18 protein-coding genes and 3 pseudogenes are annotated in these 17,150 nt (G+C 56.5%); 10 read left to right on the top strand and 11 right to left on the bottom strand.

Features of this window, described 5'->3' with window-relative positions:
* Positions 1–166: 166 nt before the first annotated feature.
* The 3 genes from CFBP5499_RS26445 to CFBP5499_RS26435 are packed head-to-tail and all read right to left on the bottom strand — an operon-like array spanning position 167 to position 4,288.
* The gene (locus tag CFBP5499_RS26445; protein WP_080830532.1) at positions 167–1,234 is read right to left on the bottom strand and encodes a lipocalin-like domain-containing protein; all 1,068 of its coding nucleotides are present in this window, start codon (positions 1,232–1,234) and stop codon (positions 167–169) included.
* Positions 1,224–3,632, bottom strand: coding sequence for an FtsX-like permease family protein (locus tag CFBP5499_RS26440; protein ID WP_080830531.1), 2,409 nt, complete (start codon positions 3,630–3,632; stop codon positions 1,224–1,226). Before CFBP5499_RS26440 ends, CFBP5499_RS26445 begins: the two co-directional genes overlap by 11 nt.
* Positions 3,629–4,288 carry an ABC transporter ATP-binding protein gene (locus tag CFBP5499_RS26435; protein WP_080830530.1) on the bottom strand — a complete coding sequence of 220 codons (660 nt, stop codon included), beginning with the start codon at positions 4,286–4,288 and terminating at the stop codon, positions 3,629–3,631. The genes CFBP5499_RS26440 and CFBP5499_RS26435 overlap by 4 nt, the downstream gene beginning before the upstream one ends.
* Positions 4,289–4,775: 487 nt before the next feature.
* Here CFBP5499_RS26435 and CFBP5499_RS30405 point away from each other — a divergent pair, with 487 nt between their 5' ends.
* Positions 4,776–4,958, top strand: a complete 183-nt coding sequence (locus tag CFBP5499_RS30405; protein WP_080830631.1) for a hypothetical protein — start codon at positions 4,776–4,778, stop codon at positions 4,956–4,958.
* Between the two features lie 69 nt (positions 4,959–5,027).
* Positions 5,028–6,557, top strand: a complete 1,530-nt coding sequence (gene glgA / locus CFBP5499_RS26425; RefSeq protein WP_080830529.1) for a glycogen synthase GlgA — start codon at positions 5,028–5,030, stop codon at positions 6,555–6,557.
* 48 nt (positions 6,558–6,605) lie between these two features.
* Here the strand turns inward: glgA and CFBP5499_RS26420 are convergent.
* From CFBP5499_RS26420 to CFBP5499_RS30635, 3 genes and pseudogenes are all read right to left on the bottom strand, one after another.
* Positions 6,606–6,955 (bottom strand): annotated as a pseudogene (locus CFBP5499_RS26420) (transposase); the annotation flags it as partial.
* 101 nt (positions 6,956–7,056) lie between these two features.
* The gene (locus CFBP5499_RS26415) at positions 7,057–7,779 is read right to left on the bottom strand and encodes a substrate binding domain-containing protein (RefSeq protein WP_233284279.1); all 723 of its coding nucleotides are present in this window, start codon (positions 7,777–7,779) and stop codon (positions 7,057–7,059) included.
* Between the two features lie 45 nt (positions 7,780–7,824).
* Positions 7,825–7,968: pseudogene (locus CFBP5499_RS30635) on the bottom strand (helix-turn-helix domain-containing protein); the annotation flags it as partial.
* A 214-nt stretch (positions 7,969–8,182) separates the two neighbouring features.
* On the opposite strand from CFBP5499_RS30635, the gene CFBP5499_RS26410 reads away from it, so the two are divergent.
* From CFBP5499_RS26410 to CFBP5499_RS26395, 4 genes and pseudogenes are all read left to right on the top strand, one after another.
* Positions 8,183–8,416 (top strand): hypothetical protein, encoded by a 234-nt coding sequence (locus CFBP5499_RS26410; RefSeq protein WP_130932600.1) that lies wholly within the window; start codon positions 8,183–8,185, stop codon positions 8,414–8,416.
* 47 nt (positions 8,417–8,463) lie between these two features.
* Positions 8,464–9,942, top strand: coding sequence for an aldehyde dehydrogenase family protein (locus tag CFBP5499_RS26405; protein ID WP_080830526.1), 1,479 nt, complete (start codon positions 8,464–8,466; stop codon positions 9,940–9,942).
* A 34-nt stretch (positions 9,943–9,976) separates the two neighbouring features.
* Entirely contained in the window at positions 9,977–10,489 is a 513-nt protein-coding gene (locus CFBP5499_RS26400) for a nuclear transport factor 2 family protein (RefSeq protein WP_233284276.1), read from the top strand.
* A gap of 97 nt (positions 10,490–10,586) precedes the next feature.
* Positions 10,587–10,844, top strand: a pseudogene (locus CFBP5499_RS26395) (MFS transporter); the annotation flags it as partial.
* An 89-nt stretch (positions 10,845–10,933) separates the two neighbouring features.
* Here CFBP5499_RS26395 and CFBP5499_RS26390 read toward each other — a convergent pair.
* Positions 10,934–11,137, bottom strand: coding sequence for a hypothetical protein (locus CFBP5499_RS26390; RefSeq protein ID WP_233284275.1), 204 nt, complete (start codon positions 11,135–11,137; stop codon positions 10,934–10,936).
* A 137-nt stretch (positions 11,138–11,274) separates the two neighbouring features.
* A complete protein-coding gene (locus CFBP5499_RS26385; protein WP_080830525.1) occupies positions 11,275–11,841 on the bottom strand; it encodes a TetR/AcrR family transcriptional regulator in 567 nt (188 codons plus the stop codon).
* A 133-nt stretch (positions 11,842–11,974) separates the two neighbouring features.
* On the opposite strand from CFBP5499_RS26385, the gene CFBP5499_RS26380 reads away from it, so the two are divergent.
* From CFBP5499_RS26380 to CFBP5499_RS26365, 4 genes are all read left to right on the top strand, one after another.
* On the top strand, positions 11,975–12,832 hold the full coding sequence (locus tag CFBP5499_RS26380; RefSeq protein ID WP_080830524.1) for an alpha/beta fold hydrolase: 858 nt from the start codon (positions 11,975–11,977) through the stop codon (positions 12,830–12,832).
* A 264-nt stretch (positions 12,833–13,096) separates the two neighbouring features.
* Positions 13,097–13,837 (top strand): SDR family NAD(P)-dependent oxidoreductase, encoded by a 741-nt coding sequence (locus tag CFBP5499_RS26375; protein WP_080830523.1) that lies wholly within the window; start codon positions 13,097–13,099, stop codon positions 13,835–13,837.
* 124 nt (positions 13,838–13,961) lie between these two features.
* Entirely contained in the window at positions 13,962–14,363 is a 402-nt protein-coding gene (locus CFBP5499_RS26370) for a RidA family protein (RefSeq protein WP_080830522.1), read from the top strand.
* Between the two features lie 129 nt (positions 14,364–14,492).
* Entirely contained in the window at positions 14,493–14,837 is a 345-nt protein-coding gene (locus tag CFBP5499_RS26365; protein WP_080830521.1) for a hypothetical protein, read from the top strand.
* Positions 14,838–15,263: 426 nt separating this feature from the next.
* Here the strand turns inward: CFBP5499_RS26365 and CFBP5499_RS26360 are convergent, their stop codons facing one another.
* From CFBP5499_RS26360 to CFBP5499_RS26350, 3 genes are all read right to left on the bottom strand, one after another.
* Positions 15,264–15,506 carry a hypothetical protein gene (locus tag CFBP5499_RS26360; protein WP_336470690.1) on the bottom strand — a complete coding sequence of 81 codons (243 nt, stop codon included), beginning with the start codon at positions 15,504–15,506 and terminating at the stop codon, positions 15,264–15,266.
* Between the two features lie 123 nt (positions 15,507–15,629).
* Positions 15,630–16,700, bottom strand: coding sequence for an alpha/beta hydrolase (locus CFBP5499_RS26355; protein ID WP_080830519.1), 1,071 nt, complete (start codon positions 16,698–16,700; stop codon positions 15,630–15,632).
* Between the two features lie 28 nt (positions 16,701–16,728).
* Positions 16,729–17,145 carry a cyclophilin-like fold protein gene (locus tag CFBP5499_RS26350; protein ID WP_233284278.1) on the bottom strand — a complete coding sequence of 139 codons (417 nt, stop codon included), beginning with the start codon at positions 17,143–17,145 and terminating at the stop codon, positions 16,729–16,731.
* Positions 17,146–17,150: the final 5 nt, after the last annotated feature.

Genomic DNA, 17,150 nt, shown 5'->3' with positions numbered 1-17,150 from the left:
ACGTGAGGAGAATGATCATATGAAAAACGATGTCGCAATCTGCAGATCTGCAGCGCGTGATTCTATCTCTGGAGGGACGTCATAGTGTCGATCCGGGAAAGCCGAGCGCGTTGCGTGCAGGTGTTTCAACTGCAGATCTGCAGTTCCACTGTAGGACATCCGATTTTCAATATCCGGTCATCTCAAGATAGCCTCTCCCCGAGGTGGTTCCACTAAACTCTATCGGCCCCTCCCAGTAGGGTGTCGAGGTTGCCATCCATGCTTGCTCGTTGAGAGGGACTGTTTTGATGTCGAGACCACGGCTCGGTATCTGCACGCTCCATTCCACCGGGATCGCCCTGCCGTTCACATTCGCGGTTCGCAAGGGGCGGAGCAGCACGTCCGCCGGATCGATCGGGGATGTTTCGCCATCGGCTGAAATCCAGTTTGCAGACGTATACCCACCTCGGTCGTCGCGTAGCCGGAACGCCATAAGCTTCTCGCCGGATGCCAGGTGAAGCGAAAACCAGTCCCATCCCGTCTGATTGGAAGCCAGCGGCTGCGAAGACCATTCGCGATCGAGCCAGGCTCTTCCCGTTACTTCAAGGAGCCTGCCATCGAGACGGACGGCGCCGCTGACGTCGTAGAATGGCTGAGAATAATAATAGCTTGCCTGTCCTGCCGCCGATTTGACCGAAAAACCTCGGTCTCCCTGGAGAACCAAAGGCCCATTCGCCTGAAGTTTCAGACGATATTCGAAACCATCACCGCTGGCGTTCAGATCAAGCTGGTCAATCGGATCGGGGAGACCGGCCGTCGCCGTCTTCATCTGCCAGTTATCGATCCAGGCTTCAAAAGGGATAGCTCCAACACCCGCCTGCCCGATGCCTCCGCGCGCCAGTCTTTCTGCAACATGGTGACGGCTTGCGGTCGTGACGGCGGCGTGACCTAACCATGTCTGCGGATCTGCCCATCCGGCACCTTCTCCGGGGTGAAGTGCGGAACGGAAGAGCGTCCACTGGGCACCCAGCTGTTCGCCGTCTGCCGTCTGCAGATTGGCGGTGACGTACCACCACTCGATCCTGAAATCCGGATGCGGCCCGTGGTCTTTTGGAAAAACAAGCGGCACGCCCCTTTGCGGAATGTTGAAGCCTTCGGCATTTGACCCAAGGCCGGCAAAACCCTGCCCCACCGCCGCCGTCGGTGAAAGAAAGCAAGATGCGTAAAGAAGAAGAAGGATACGCTTAACGTTCATTGGCAAATACCTTCAGAAGATCGGCTGGTGCCGTTTTCGCCAATCGGCGGACGGGGATGAGAACCGAAACGACGGCGGCGAACAGCGCGACGAGGCCGAGTTTGAGCCATTCTAACGGAAACAGAATCATTGGCAGCCGCCATCCGAACGCTTCCACATTAATGATCGCCAGCAGAACCCAGGCGAGCGCGAGGCCGACAGGAATGGCAGTAACAAAGGTGACAAACCACAACGCCAGCGTTCGAAGGAACTCCAAGAGCGCCAGGTCGCGGCGGCGAAGCCCAAGTGCCCAGACGGGTGCAAGCTGCGGCAATCGCAGCGAGGCGAGTGTTAACAGGCTCGAAAACATGGCGAAGCCAGCGACGGCAAGCGTCAGTACGTTCAGCGCGCCGGTCACCGCAAAGGTCTGTTCGAAAATGGCGGCAGACTGCCGTTTGAGCGAAGCCTGGTCAACAATATTGGCCTCCGGCAGGCTGAACTCGTCTATCAGCCGTCGGCGGAAATCCGCCACGTCATCCGGCCCCATGCGAAGGCCATATCTCAGTTTTTCAACGTCCGGATAGTGTCGAACCAAAGCATCGATACCGATAATCACCTGGCCCATCGGATTGCCGTAATCTGAAAAGACACCGACCACAGTCGCGCTCCAGCCGCCCGGCAAGTCGATTTTCTGACCAGGCGAAGCTTTTCCGGCTCTCCAGAGCTGCTCATTGACGAGCGCCCCGTGCCCGCTTGCAATGTCATCCCAGGTCGCAGCCGTTCCAAGGATCAGCGGCCAGTGATCCCTGTAGGTCGGGTCGTCGGCAACGCCGAAAATCTGCACCTGCCCTCCGGAGATTTCGCCTCTGGTGCTCCAGATGGGCAGGACCGCCCTTGCATTTTCCGGAAACCATTGGCGCAGGCGGGCCGCTTCAGCCTCGTCGCGTGCAGTTACATAGACCTCTGCAGCAAGCCGCTGATCGAGCCAGCCGAGAAACGTCTGCCGGAAGCTCGAAACCATGGTACCGACGCCAATATTGGCGGATAAAGCAAGTAGCAACGCCATCAATGCGAGAGAAAGCCCGGGCAATTGCTGGCGTGTATCGGCAAAAAACCATCGAGTGAGCACGTGCCGGGACGTTTGCTCGCCCGCTTTCATGGCAACGGCCAGCAGCGGCGGAAGAACGAATGCCGCACCAAGAAGAAACGCCGCCAGCACCGCAAATCCCGAGAGGAGACCGCCCCCGAACCGGACGAGCAGGCCGGATGTCAAAACAAGAACTATCCCTGTGATTGCCTGGAACACCAGTCCTTTGGCGGATGCCATTGTCCACGCCCGGCTCTGTGCTGCCGACAATAGCGGCATCCGCCAGACGCGCCAGAGATGTTGCAGCGACGAAAGTCCGGTCCCGACCACCGCAATGCCAAGGCCCGCCAACCACCACTCTGGCCGAATGGAAAGTGAACCCGCCACGCTCGCCCCGTAAAGGCCGCGCAGCGTCATGGCGACACCGGGCAGTAGCGCCGAGGCCACCACGTATCCGAGAGCCACGCCCAGGGCGCCCGACAACAGCGAAAAGAGCGTTATTTCGACGACAAGCATCGTCGTCAGGGCGCGAAGCGAGATACCGAGGGATCTGAGGGTTCTGAACGTGCCGCGCCTTTGCTCGAACGACAAGCCGGTTGCAGAATAGACGATGAAGAGACCGACAACAAAAGCAAGAAACCCGAATGCAGTGAGATTGAGGTGAAAACTGTCGGTGAGCCTTGCCACATCCGGCCTCCCGCCGGCCTGTTTCACCGTCAGCTCCGGTGCGATGGTGGCAAATGCCTGAAGATCCACTTTTTGTGAGGGCGAAATGACGATCCGGCTTAGGTTTCCATTGCGTTCCAAAACGCGGTCAGCTGTGGAAATGTCTACAAAAGCCGCTCTGTCAGGAATATTCGCCGCCGTTCTGACGGCAAGGTCTGCAGTATCTTTTAATGTGCTGGCCGTTGCAGGCGATACGATCATCATACCGGGCACCGTCATGAAGTCGATCAGCCCGGATGGCTCCGAAGCGGGAAGAACCGTTCCTTCAGACGGCATCGTCAACGGGTCGATGCCGACAAGCCTGATACGCGTTGTCCCGAACCTGTGTTCACCCTCGATAATCGGAGAGACATCAAGGCCAGCCCGCCGAAGTCGGGCATAAGTCTTCAAGGAAATCGTTCCGCCGTCTTTTGCCACCAGTTGGTCGAGTTGGTTTTGCGCCAACACTGAGGCAGCCCGGTCGTAACTCGCGCGAGCCTCGGCATTGATGGCCTGCACGGCAGACCAAAGAGCGGTCGCAAGCGCCACGCCCAGAATAAGGGTGAAAAACTGAAGCGGTCTGTAGCGCCAATGCGAGAGCAGCGCCCAAAAGGCAGCCCGGTTCATTGCGAAACCTTCCCGCCACTGAGCGTGATGCGCCGATCAAGTTTTGCCGCCAGCCGGCTGGAATGGGTGACAAGCAGAAGTGCGATCTGCGCTGACTTCGTCATCTGCAACATGATATCGATGACAATGTCCGCCGTCGCTTCGTCGAGATTGCCGGTCGGCTCGTCGGCAAGGATCAGCGGCGGCCTCGCCGCAAGTGTCCGCGCGATCGCAACCCGCTGTTGCTGACCGCCAGAGAGCTGCTCGGGATAGCGGCCGAGCAGCTCTTCGATCCGAAGGGTTTCGACCAGCGTCTTCTCCCAGACCGGATCGAAGCGGTCCGCAAGTCTGGCATGAAACGAAACATTGGAGCCGACATCAAGGCTTGGGATGAGATTGAACTGCTGAAAGATCAAACCGACGTCATGGCGACGAAACATCGCACGACCTTTATCGTCCAGATCGGTGATATTGCGGCCACTCGCTATGATGGTGCCGCTGTCGGGGACGTCGAGGCCGCCGACAAGATGAAGGAGTGTGCTCTTCCCGCTGCCGGATTCGCCCGTCAGGGCAAGGCTCTCTCCCACATCGAGCGAAAAGCCGACACCATTGAGTACGGCTATTGTGCCTTCAGCGGTCTCATAGGACTTTCTGATGTCGGAAATTGACAGAATCATGAGGCTTCGATCTCTAACTCGTCCTATATGATCGGATGTGTTTGCAGGTTTGAACCAATCGTACCCGAGGATGTTCCAGTGTACGATACATAAGCCATCCAGCTTTTGCTGGATAATCGCAGTTGGCCTTTGTCACACCCGCATTTGGGAATAATAGCTGAGGCGGGTAAAGCCTACGGAAATGCTCCTAATTTTGCTGCCTGCGATACAGTTACTCTGCTATCCGTGGCTGCATTGCTGGAGAGCTACCGTACTGCGCGTCGGCTGAACTCGGCCGATGCCTTGCTTCGAGGCTCGAGGCACATTGTCCTAACTGCACGATTGCATGAACTCACGAGTACCCGTGGGGGGCGGCGCTTTGCCACGCGTCGTGATTCCCGTGGATCGGCGACAATGGAAAATATTCATGCCGGGAAGCAATCGGGAACCAACCCGCACCAGCATGGTTGGGGTCGCTCGATTGAATTCATACCAAACGAGGTGTTGCATGGCCCAGAAATCCCTTCCCATCCCCAACGACAACAGAAGCCACGAAGGCCCTGGTGACACTGAGCGCCTGAGCACTGAGGACATCTCTCTCATCAATGAAGAGAAAGCTTCCGCGCGGACTGGCCAGCAGGCGAACGTAAAAATCAACACGACACATCAGGGTCACCAGCAGGAAAGATAGCGCCAGCCTGTTCCCGGCAGTCCCCGGGGCCTCGTCGTTGCAGATCGATACAGTTTCCGGAGACGCCACATGCGGATTCTTGCCGTTACGGCTGAAATGTTTCCATTCGTCAAAACCGGCGGATTGGCCGATGCGGCAGGCGCGCTGCCGGAAGCTTTGGAAAGCCTGGGAGGGGAGGTGCGTACACTGTTGCCTCTCTACCGAAGGCTTAGTCCGCTTGTCAGCGGCCAGGAGGCATGTCTGACTACGAATATTCTGGGACAACCGGTCTCGGTTTTTTCCGTCACGGCGGGTGGTCGCAACCTGCTGCTTCTGGAAGCCGCAGACCTGTTCGACAGAGACGGTCACCCCTACGGCGAAAAGGAAGCGCCCTTCAGCGACAACGATGTGCGTTTTGCCGTCCTTTCCAAGGTCGCAGCAGAAATCGCCCTTGGCGCTCTGGACGGCTGGCAACCGGATATCGTTCATGCTCACGATTGGCACGCGGCTTTAGTCTGCGTCTATCTTTCCGAGGCGACGCCGAAGGTGCCCTCGGTCCTCACCCTTCACAATCTTGCTTTCCAGGGGCAATATCCACTGGAGCGTGCCAGCATGCTAGGCCTTCCCTCCCACCTCTGCACCGTCGACTGCCTCGAATATTATGGCGACCTGTCGTTTTTAAAGGGCGGTCTGACGACGGCATCAGCCATCACCACCGTCAGTCCAACCTATGCACGGGAAATTCTGATGCCGGAAGCGGGCATGGGAATGCACGGGGTGCTTGCCGGACGGCGTGACAGTCTGCGCGGCATTGTCAACGGCGTGGATCAGGACGTCTGGGACCCAGCGACCGATCCCTACATCCTTGCGAATTTCACTTCGGCCACGGCGACGAGGCGGAACCTGAATAAATATGCCCTGCTTCAAGCTCTCGGTCTCGCACATACGCAAGGCCCCGTTTTCGGCGTGGTCAGTCGTCTGACCTGGCAAAAGGGCATTGATCTCCTACCTGACGTCGTTCCCCTGATCATAGAGAAAAAAGGTAGACTGATTATTCACGGAGAAGGCGACAGGGCGTTAGAAGATAGTTTGCGCGCGCTCGCAAAACGCTATCCAGAACTCGTCTGTGCGCATATCGGTTACGATGAGAGGCTGGCCCACATGATCCAGGCCGGCTCGGATTTCATCATCCAGCCGTCGCGATTTGAACCATGCGGGCTCACGCAACTCTATGCATTGCGATATGGCGCGCTGCCCATTGTAAGCCGCACCGGCGGGTTGGCGGAAACCATCATTGATGCGAACGATGCCGCAATCGAAGCGAGAGTGGCGACTGGTTTTCAGTTCGAGCCGGCGAATACGGACGATCTGCGCGCCGCCCTCGAACGCGCCATCCATGCGTATAATGACAGGGAGCTTTTCAGGCGCCTCCAGGCACAGGCTATGGGCGCCAATTTTTCGTGGGACAAAAGTGCCAGGCAATACATGACGCTTTTCGAAAGCCTTGTCGACGACAGCGATCCCGAGAAGGCTTTTGTCGCCGATGTTCGACCGGAAGCCTTTGCAAAGATAAGAGCTCACAGGCGACAGACGGGAACCGCAGGATCATCGACAGGTTAGGCCACCGATAACCGGAGGCTCTGGTGATGAATGCAGCGAATGATCGCAGCGGTGTTCGTCGATGAAGGAAATCATCGCGTCATTGGGCGGTCTAACTCCGCCTGGGCAAATACGCCGAGGCTTTGCGAAAATCTCATTCGCCTAACGAAGCTCGCGGTTGCCCCGCTACAGAGCCTTCATCTTCTCCGCCATGTCACTCGGCAAACCTGCACGCTTGCCGCTGTCGATCTTGGCCTTCTTCACCCATTCATGGAGGGTATGGGCCGAGCAGCGGATCGTGGCGGCTATGGAAGATACTGCCGCCCATCGCGAAGGATGTCGGCTTCATGCTCCGTCGCCATTCGAACCGCGCGGGCACGGACTTCTGGAGAGAATTTGTTCGTCGTTTTGCTCGTCATAGACCCCACTTCTCACAAGTTGGGGTCTCCGGCACAGCGCTGGTGCGGTTCAAACAGACAATTTGTCTGATGGCGATGGGCAACGGATCTTGGGCGCCACCTCAATAAAGCTTTTGAGAAACGCGCTCGGCCATGAAATCAATGAAAGCGCGAACTTTAGGCGCTCTTGCCGACATAGGCGGCCAGACAAGCGAAACGCTGCCACGTTCGTCCGTGTAATCTGCGAGAATGGCTTGGAGACGCCCCGCTGCAATATCGTCGCTTACGAGATAGCTTGGCACCTGAATAATCCCCAATCCGCCCAGTGCGGCGGATGCAAGTGCTTCGCCGTCGTTCAAAATCGTAGACGGCTTGATTGGTGTTCCCTGGTGTGAATTCTTGAACGCCCAGACCTCTGGCCGACCCGTGGTAGGAAAACGATAGTATATACAACAGTGACTATGGAGATCTGCTGGACTTTGCGGAATGCCGCGGTGGGCAAGATATCCAGGCGAGGCGCACGTTGTGAACGTATGTGGTCCGATCCTTCGTGCGCGTAAGGTTGAGTCGTCCAGCTCTCCAAGTCGCAGCACCACGTCATATCCGCCCTCGATGATATCAACCTTCACGTCATCGAGGCTGATTTCGGTCGTCACCTCTGGAAAGCGAGTTCGAAAATCGAGGAGCGCAGGCATAACAATCTTGCGACCTAAGACTGTGGGCACGCTCACCTTGAGACGACCTCGGGGTGTCTGTTGGACCAGATGAAGCTCTTGCTCGGCATCTTGCAGTTCTTTCAAGATACGAGTGACGTACCGGTACAGGATGTCACCTTCGCCGGTCACGGCTAGCGACCTGGTTGTACGGTTTAATAACCGCAGACCTAGACGCCCTTCAAGGCGCTCTACCGCTTTCCCCACGGCCGATGCGGATAGGCCGAGCTTCCTTCCCGCAGCCGCAAAACTTCCGGTTTCGACGGCGACTGAAAATGCGACAAGGCCGCTGAGGGACTCTATAGAGACGATTGACGACATTCTGTCCGGTATGATGCGACGAGTACCCCTATTCCGTCAACTGCTACGATTGTCCAATATCCAGGCAGCAAACGCTGGCGCAGATCGCCATAAAATGTCGAGTTAGCTTTGGAAGGAAGTAGTCATGTCTTTCACTCACGCACCCCTATCCTTGATTATTCAACGCGCCGGATAACGGGTCGGACAAGCAATGACCCGGCGGCGGCAGGCGATCATGGAACGCTTGAAAACCACCGTGATGGTTTGGTTCGCCGTCTACCCGAGCGTCCTTCTAATTATCTGGCTCGTCGGCGACCGTACTCAAAACTGGCCAACGCCGCTGCGTGTATTGGGCGCAACGCTCTTGATCGTGCCGATTGTTACAAACATTAGCCTGCCCGCAGTGAGGACGATTGTCGGGAAAATCGAAAAGGCAATTGTGCGGCGGCAATCGAGAAGCCGGCTCTAACCTCGTCCATCTTGGACGATCACTCAAAAGTCGAAGGATCCAGAGATATGACGATGACTCCCGACAGCATAACGAGCCGGAAAGCCTTCAATTGGATCAACGGATCCCAGTGCCAAGAAGGTGAGTTGAAGCAGTCCATCGACCCGGCGACTTACAACGTAATCGGCCACTATCCCGACTACGGCCTTGAGGCCGCGAAATTTGCCGTAGCAGCAGCCTCTAAAGCCTTTCGTGAGACTTTGTGGGCGCACGATCACGAACTACGGGCGCGTGTGCTCGACCAACTAGCGTGCGCTTTTGAGCGCAATCGCGACAGACTTCTCGAGATTCTGTCGTTGGAGAACGGCAAGGTGAAGGCAGAAGCCGCGTTCGAGCTGGACATGGTTGCGAGTAAGCTTCGCTATTCGGCCGCAACTGCTCTGGTCGAAGGCGGACGGGCGATGACACCCAAGCCGGGGAGCATTTCCCTGATCCTTCGGCAACCGACGGGGGTCGCCGCAGTCATCGCCCCTTGGAACTCGCCGGTTATTCTGACTATCCGCTCGCTGGCTCCAGCGCTTGCTGCTGGTTGCACCACAGTCATCAAGCTTCCGGCGCAAGTCGCACAGACTGCAAGCGTTATGGCGGAGATAATGGCTGAAGCAGAAGATCTTCCGAATGGCGTGATCAATCTATTTTTTGAGAGCGGACCTGAAGGCTCTGCCTATCTCGTGGACTCGCCGGAGGTTCCGGTCGTCAGTTTCACAGGATCCACCCGTACTGGCCGAGCCATCAGCAGCACTGGCGCAAGGTATCTCAAGCGTTTCGGCATGGAACTCGGTGGTAAGACACCGATGATCGTCTTTGACGATGCAGATATCGATGCCGCTTTGCCGGTCCTGGAGAAGGCACTGACAGTCTTCAGCGGCCAGTTCTGTATGACGGGCTCCCGCCTGCTCGTGCAGAATGGCAAATACGAGGCCGTTCGCGACGGCTTGGCGGAAAGGTTGCGCAACGTCAAGGTTGGCCCCGCTACCGACCCCTCAAGCGATATGGGCCCGTTGATAGACCGCGCTAACGTCGAGCGGGTTGATGGTGTTGTTGAGGCCGCTATCGCAGCTGGAGCGAAGGTGGTTGAGCGTGGCGGGCCCATCAAAGTCGGTCCGCTTGCAAATGGCGCCTTCTTCCGCCCGGCCCTTCTTGAAGTCTCTGATAACAGTCTCACTATCATACAGGAGGAGACTTTTGGTCCGGTGCTGACGATTCAGCGATTCTCTGATGAGGCCGAAGCGATCCAACTCGCCAACGACAATGAATACGGACTGTCGGCCAGCATCTGGACACGCGATGTCGATCGATCCTTACGGGTCGCGCAGGCGCTCGAAGCGGGCTCGGTGTGGATCAATGACTGGGCGAAGGTCTACGACGGTACAGAAGAGGGCGGTTTCAAACAGTCTGGCCTTGGCCGCCTGAACGGTCTGGCTGCGCTCGACGATTTCATCGAACACAAGCACATCGCGCTCAAGCCGGGCTTGACGCAACGCTAACACCAAAAGGGTCGCTCAAAAGGAGGAATAAAACATGTCTACCGATACGAACGCCGAGAAAAAGTTATCGAAAGCAGAAACAGCATCACCGACATCGCCTTTGGGGGTGTTGCAGTCGATCTTGTCGAACCCGACCGACCTGGAGTTCGTCAAACAATTCACCACAGACGATTTCATCTATGTTTCGCTCAACTATGAGCACCCGGAGCTGAAACGGATCATGCCTTGGGCTGGTACCAACGAAGGTACCGAGGGGCTAGTCCAGACTTTCATCGATGTCGGCCGTTACTGGACAACAGACAACTTCGAAATCCAGGACAGTTTCGAAAATAAGAACGGCGCGGCGATCTTCGGCACGTTCACCTACACATCAAGCGTTTTGGGTAAAACGGTGACGTCGCCTTTCTCGGTTCTGGCGCGCGGCGAGAACGGCAAATTGTCCTACGTGCAGTTTATGGAAGACACTTTCGCAACAGTCCGCAGTTTCAGAGATGGCGGCGAGTATTTTATCAAAGCGAACCCGGACGGGTCCGAAATTGCCGTCTGAAGGTAAGTCCCCCTCGCCCGGCTTCAACCAACAAGCAGCTTTCTCTCAGCCAGCAGTCCCCAGTCCGGGCGGGGACCTGCGCCATGTTTGACTGCAAGCATATGTATGTGGCGTGACCGAAAACAGCGCCGATCCGCAAAAGATGGTTGAGTGGCTCATGGTCGAATCCTGGGCCGAGCACCTGCGCCAGCAAAAGACGGTCTCGAATGCCGATGCCGATCTGCAGGGCAAGCTTCTGACCTATCGCAAAGGTCCCGACAAGCCGGTCGTGCGCCATTTTCTGGCGATCGGCCGGACAAGGCCTGATCCGAAGACGTCTTTGGAAAGAGCAGGCAGGATCGCGCCCGCCCTATAGCGGGAGACCCGTCGACATTGCAGCGCAACGTAGTGGCATTCCCGCCGAGAACTACGGTGACTGAGTTTTTTGACAATTAAATATCGATATCATGGGACCTCGATGCCGAGAGCGTCATGCAGTTCGTCCACCATGGCAAAATCTTCCTTTCGAGCGAGCCACTGACCGAAGGGCATCTCATTCATCACCAGTATATCGGGCCGGCGATTGGCAAGAGCTTGGGAAAATTGGTCCCACGTCGCTCCATGCGGCTGCAAGCCATCCGTCATCTCGACGTAAGCACAAACAGGCATTATTTTCCTCCGCCTCAAGGGATCGAGCTAGGACTTGGCATAAGGTCAACGTTTCAGGACTGCCATGAGCTTCCCGCCGGACGGCTCTGTATTCTCAATGAGGTAGCGGGGCCACGGTGACCGGCACTGCGTAGGAGCTACCGGCTAGACAGTGACGCCGTAGCGGCTGCATTTTTAGCTTCTTGGATGGACAGGCGAACCGCTCGCTTCATGGCGTCCTTCTCCCCGAATATGGCGACAAAAGCCGTGGCGCCTTCCAAACGGGCTAATGTGTCAGTCGCGATGTTCCGAGCTACATCGGCAGGCATGGCGCGGGACAAGATGCTGGACAGATGATCGCGGTGCGCTTGAAAAAACGCTCGAACTGCATCCTTGGCAATCGGGGTCTCGTCACTCGTGCCATAAGCAAGATGCAGGCCTACGCATCGCCCGCGATCGGTGAGAGTGGTTGCAATCAGTTCAATGACCTCGACGAACTCGGCGCCCCATTGCCTTGATCCTAGGTCTTTTTGACCGAATGTCTCTTGCAAGGTGAGATCCAGGACCGCCGGAACGAGAGCTTCCTTGTTGGGAAAGCGGACGTATAGCGATGATTTCTTCAGGCCCACGGCGTCCGCAAGGTCGTTCATAGACGCGCCGGCATATCCTCTTGATCGAAACAATTCCCTCGCGGTCGATACGATCGTTTCTCTCATGACTTTCATACGTTTTCTCCGAGCCAGGTTCTACGACACTTGATACAGCAACCTTGAAGGGTTGACAACCGACCGTTCGGTCGTATTTTACGTCCATCCGCCGATTGTTGGTGTGCCGAGACCCTTAAGAAGGAGTTCCAAAATGGTCGTGAACTACAAAACGCAAAATGTTGGAGACATCGATGTTTTCTACAGAGAGGCCGGTTCAAAGGAAGCGCCGGTGCTTCTTCTGCTCCACGGTTTTCCGTCATCCAGCCACATGTTTCGCGATCTGATCCCGCTGCTGGCAGATCGGTACCGCGTCATCGCACCAGATCTTCCCGGATTCGGTCGAACGATCTCACCTCCACGTGGGGATTTTGCTTACACATTCGATAACCTCGCCGCTGTCATGACAGGCTTCACAGAGGCGCTCGGCCTCAGCCGCTATGCACTTTACGTGTTCGACTACGGCGCACCGGTCGGGTTCAGAATGGCAACGGCCAATCCGGAGCGTATCACCGCCATAATCAGCCAGAATGGCAACGCCTACATTGACGGGTTCAGTGATGAATGGACCGCGTGGGAGGCCTATTGGCGGGACCCCTCCGCCGAAAACAGAGAGGCATGTCGGGCCTCGTTGTCTTCGGAGGTTATCGAGAACTGGCAATACCGCACCGGGGCATCAAAAGAGCGTCTTTCGCCCGATGGTTATCAACTCGATATCGTGTTCATGTCGCGACCGGGTGCGGAAGACATTCAACTCGATCTTATCCTCGACTACAGAACAAACATCGACCGGTATGGCGAATTTCAGGCGTATTTCCGGGATCACCAACCACCGTTCCTGGCGGTCTGGGGCAGACATGATCCAGCATTTTTACCGGCGGGCGCCGAGGCTTATAAGCGCGACCTGCCCGCCGCGGAAGTCCACCTGCTTGATACCGGCCATTTCGCCTTGGAAACACATGCTGATGAGATCGCTCAGTTCATACGGAGCTTCCTGATCAGACACGTCTGAGCTCGATACGACAGTCTCGTGGTAAAGTTGGTTCCAGGATCACTGAAAAAATTCAATAGACGAAGCTTCGCGGGGAAGACAGGTGCGGGTTTTATGACCCAATCCCAGCGTTCCAGCTAACGCAACAGAGTTTTGCGTGTCGCGCACCTACAGGATGCCAGCGAGCTCCACGAAATATTGTTCGCTGGTTCGGTTCGCAGCTTCGGCAGCTTTCGCGAATGACCTGAAGCACAACAACTTATCCAGGAAGAAAGGAACAGAAATATGATCAATCTTGAAGGCAAACGTGCATTGGTAACCGGCGGTTCGCGAGGCATTGGTGCTGCGATCGCATTGGCGCTGGCGGAAAACGGCGCGGATGTCGCGTTCACCTACCAACGCTCCGCCGAAAAGGCTTCAAAGGTAACGGAAGCGATCGAAAAGATGGGGCGCCGTGTGGCTGCAATCCAGGCCGACAGTGCCGACCCCGAGGCGATTGCCAGCTCAGTAAGCGAGGCCGTCTCCGTTTTGGGCGGGCTGGACATCCTTGTAAACAGCGCTGCGATTGGCCACAATGGAACGATCGCGGACCTTGACGTCTCAGCGTATCAGACGTTGATGGATGTCAACGTACGGGCTCCGGTCCTGTTCGCGAAAGCCGTCATCCCGCATCTCGGCAAAGGCGGCCGCATCGTCACAATCGGCTCGGCGCTAGGTGAGCGGGTACCGTTTCCCGGCATTACACCCTACGCAATGTCCAAAGCAGCACTCACATCTTTCACACGCGGTCTTTCGCGTGAACTTGGTCCGAGTGGCATCACCGTCAATCTCGTGCAACCCGGAGCGACCGATACGGAGAGCAACCCGGCGGATGGACCAGCTGCAGACTTCCAGAAGAGCTTGACGTCCTTGGGGCGCTACGGCGAACCGCGGGAGATTGCCAACGCCGTCGTATTTCTCGCAAGTCCGGCTGCGAGTGTCATTACGGGCGCCATTCTAACCGCAGACGGCGGTGCGATCGCCTGACTTTCTCTCGTGAAATTCCGAATAGGATAATGGTACCCACCGTTGATCGCCTGTGCATGCCGGCCATTGATCACTTCGGTGGGCGCCTTCTCCACGCTTCTACTTTTGACAATAGGAGACCTTGATGGCCAAGTCTGAACTTTTCGTCACACCCGGGTACGGGCAGAAATTCCATGAGCTTTTGCACTTTTCACAAGCGCTCAAGATCGGTGATCGCATTGAGATCTCCGGCCAGGGCGGATGGAATGATGAACTCGAAATCCCGGTTTCGATCGTGAGCGAAATCGAGAGAGCGTTTGAGAATGTCCAGCGAACCTTGGCCACGGCCGGCGCGGAGTGGAGGGATGTCGTCCACGTCAATTCTTATCACGTTGGAGGCTTTCCACCGATTGTAAACGAGACGATTGCCGGTCTTTTCCGAAATTACATGCCCGATCGCGCTCCGATTTGGACGCAAACCGGTGTGGAAGCCCTTGGGCTCCCCGCCATGCGAATTGAGATCCGCGTCACTGCCATCCTGGAATGACACTGGCGCCTGCCACGCCTGCATTAGAGCGCAATGACTAGCCGCGCTGAGAACCGACCGAAACATGGCTGTAGCCAGCTGACCGCCTCAACGCGATCAGAACCTCAGCCTTCCACCAAGGAGAATGTGATGAAGACCGACAGCTGCCCCATTCCCACACCCCAGGAGCGCTCCTTCCTAGCCATCCAGCAAGCAGCCGAACAGACGATGCTTGAGAAGGTGGCGCGTGCCATCTCCGATGCAACAATCGAAGTTGCAACGAACGTGCGGGACGCCGGTTTGAGCTTCGAACCGACCAGTGAAGGTTACTTCATGTTTGCGGTTCAGCAGGCAATGTTCGTGCGCCTTTGCGGAGGCAATCCGGATACGCTGCGGGGAGGAAACCCGGAGGTTGGCGATCATGTCGTTCGGAATTGTCGCAACATCATCGACACCTATTGGAAGAGCCAGTCTGCGCGCACCACGATGCCCTGAAGCTGTTCAGCAATCGGCCACAAAAAACGAGGTTCATCATGAAATGGGAATACCTGACAGTCACAAAACTCTCGATAATCATCAGATGAACGAACTAGCAATGTATCTTTCCACGAGAAAGAGAACTCCGAAAAGAACTATCCCTATGAGGCCAAAAAGCCTGTTCAAACGGACGGATTTTTCTATCACCCAAGATGGGCACTCTGGGTGCTTACTATCAAACCAGGTTACCCAAGTACCACCGATCGATCGAGCAAACGATCCATAGCCGTTCGCTTCAACTGCGAGCCTGTGCGTGAAGTAGCTGTATAAAAATACGCACAGAAGCACGAGTGAGAGGTCAAATATAATGATGACTTTAAGCCAGATAGGCAGCGGCATTTCTATTGGACCCACCAATTTAACGCCATCAACACAAGTGTTCGATCACATACGTAACCAAGTTTTTTGGGCTGTCATCTCCAAATTTTTTATGGACACGATCGCAGAGACGGTGACCAGGCTGCGGTCGCGTGCCGTAAGTTCCTTCCGCACCGAGACCTCACCGAACAGGATGTCGTCGGTGAAATGGCCGAGGCCGGGAGAGACATCATATACGGCCGCAGGAGCTATGCGACGGCGCTGTTCCCGCGCGTCGGTTCCCGTGACAGCAAGCGCCGAGATAGCCATGATGCGGCATCTTCATCTGCTATCCTTTCCTTGCTCATTATGATGGACGGGGCCGCAATCGGCCCCATCCGCATGTGTGTTTCGAGCCCATTACGCAGGGCAAACGATCAAGACGGATTTCGGCTAGGCCAGATACTGCCCGAAGAAATCGGCCATCCGGTCGAAGGGGATCTTGTCCACCCGGTCGTAAAGGTCAGTATGGTTTGCGCCAGGGATGATCAGCAGTTCCGCAGCGGCAGCAAAGGCGGTCTCTGCAAAATAGCGGGAATGCGCCTTCTCTCCATGAACGAACAGGATCGGGCGCGGCGCAATCTCTGCGATGTAGGTCAGGATCGGCATGTTCATGAACGATAGTGGCGTCGTGTGTGACCAGGCATTCCCTGAGTTGACAGCTCGTGGATGATAGCCACGCGGCGTCATGTAGTAGTCGTGATAGTCTATGAGGAACTGGGCTTCGCCACCTTTCAGCTCGTTGTAAGGAGGCTGATATGCAGGCGTTCCCTTTTCAGCATCAGACCAGCGCTGGCGACTCAATTGATCGAGAGCTTTCGTCCGCTGCTCCAGCGTCACAGTGTCGTTGTAGCCCTTCGACATGACACGGGTCATGTCGTACATCGTGCTCGCAACGACCGCCTTGACCCGCTTGTCGACCGCAACTGCGTTCAAGGCGAACCCGCCCCAGCCGCAGATACCGATCATTCCGATACGTTCGCGGTCGACGAATGACTGAAGGCCGATGAAATCCACGGCGGCGCTGAAGTCCTCCGTGTTGATGTCTGGAGAAGCGATGTTGCGGGGTTCGCCGCCGCTCTCCCCGGTGTAGGATCCGTCGAATGCCAGCGTCGCGAAACCACGTTCGGCCATCGTCTGGGCGTAGAGACCGGAAGACTGCTCCTTCACAGCCCCGAATGGGCCACCGACAACCAGGGCTGCAAGCTTGGCGTTTCCGCGCTCCTTCGGCAGATAGAGGTCGCCCGAGAGCTGGATGCCGTAGCGGTTCTTGAAGGATACTTTTTGATGATCGACCTTTTCGCTTTTGGGAAACATCTTGTCCCACGAGGTGGTTTGCGCGAGCACCTGCGTTGCGACTGTGGCAGGAACCACGCTTATCGCAGCAACGGCAACACCCGTAGCCTTCATCAGATTGCGTCTGGCGGCACTGAAGCCGTCATTATTGTCAGTCTTGCTGGTCATGCTCGTCACTCCTTCGATGTGAGGTGGCTTACTGGATGCGCTCGATGCGAAGCGGGAACTTGCCGGGCTTGTGCAGCGCCTCGTAGCCGCCATCGAACCGACCAAGACGAACGAGGCCGGGATGTTTGTAGTCGGCGTAGAACATCGCCAGATTGCCCCATGGCACGTAATAGCAAAGATCGTAGGGTCGCTCGTTTGAGAACGGTCCCCGCCCGTCGATGCTAAGCTTGCGTGGCAGGTAGGCGATCTTCTCGTTGGAGCTGAAATCATCGATCTCGAGATCCAGCGGAAGCATGGACGCGAAGTCGCGTGCGGAGGGATTGTCATAGAGGGTTGCGGTCATCTCGTGCCCCTGGAATACAAACCTGATTTTCACGCCTGTTGGCTCCTGATTATCAGGATCGCTTTGCCCGCAGACGGCTCCTGGCACTGTCGCGACTGCCAAGGCCG

The organism is Agrobacterium tumefaciens, assembly GCF_005221325.1.
In the GTDB taxonomy this organism is placed as follows: Bacteria; Pseudomonadota; Alphaproteobacteria; order Rhizobiales; family Rhizobiaceae; genus Agrobacterium.
This window is presented reverse-complemented; position numbering and strand designations above follow the sequence as displayed.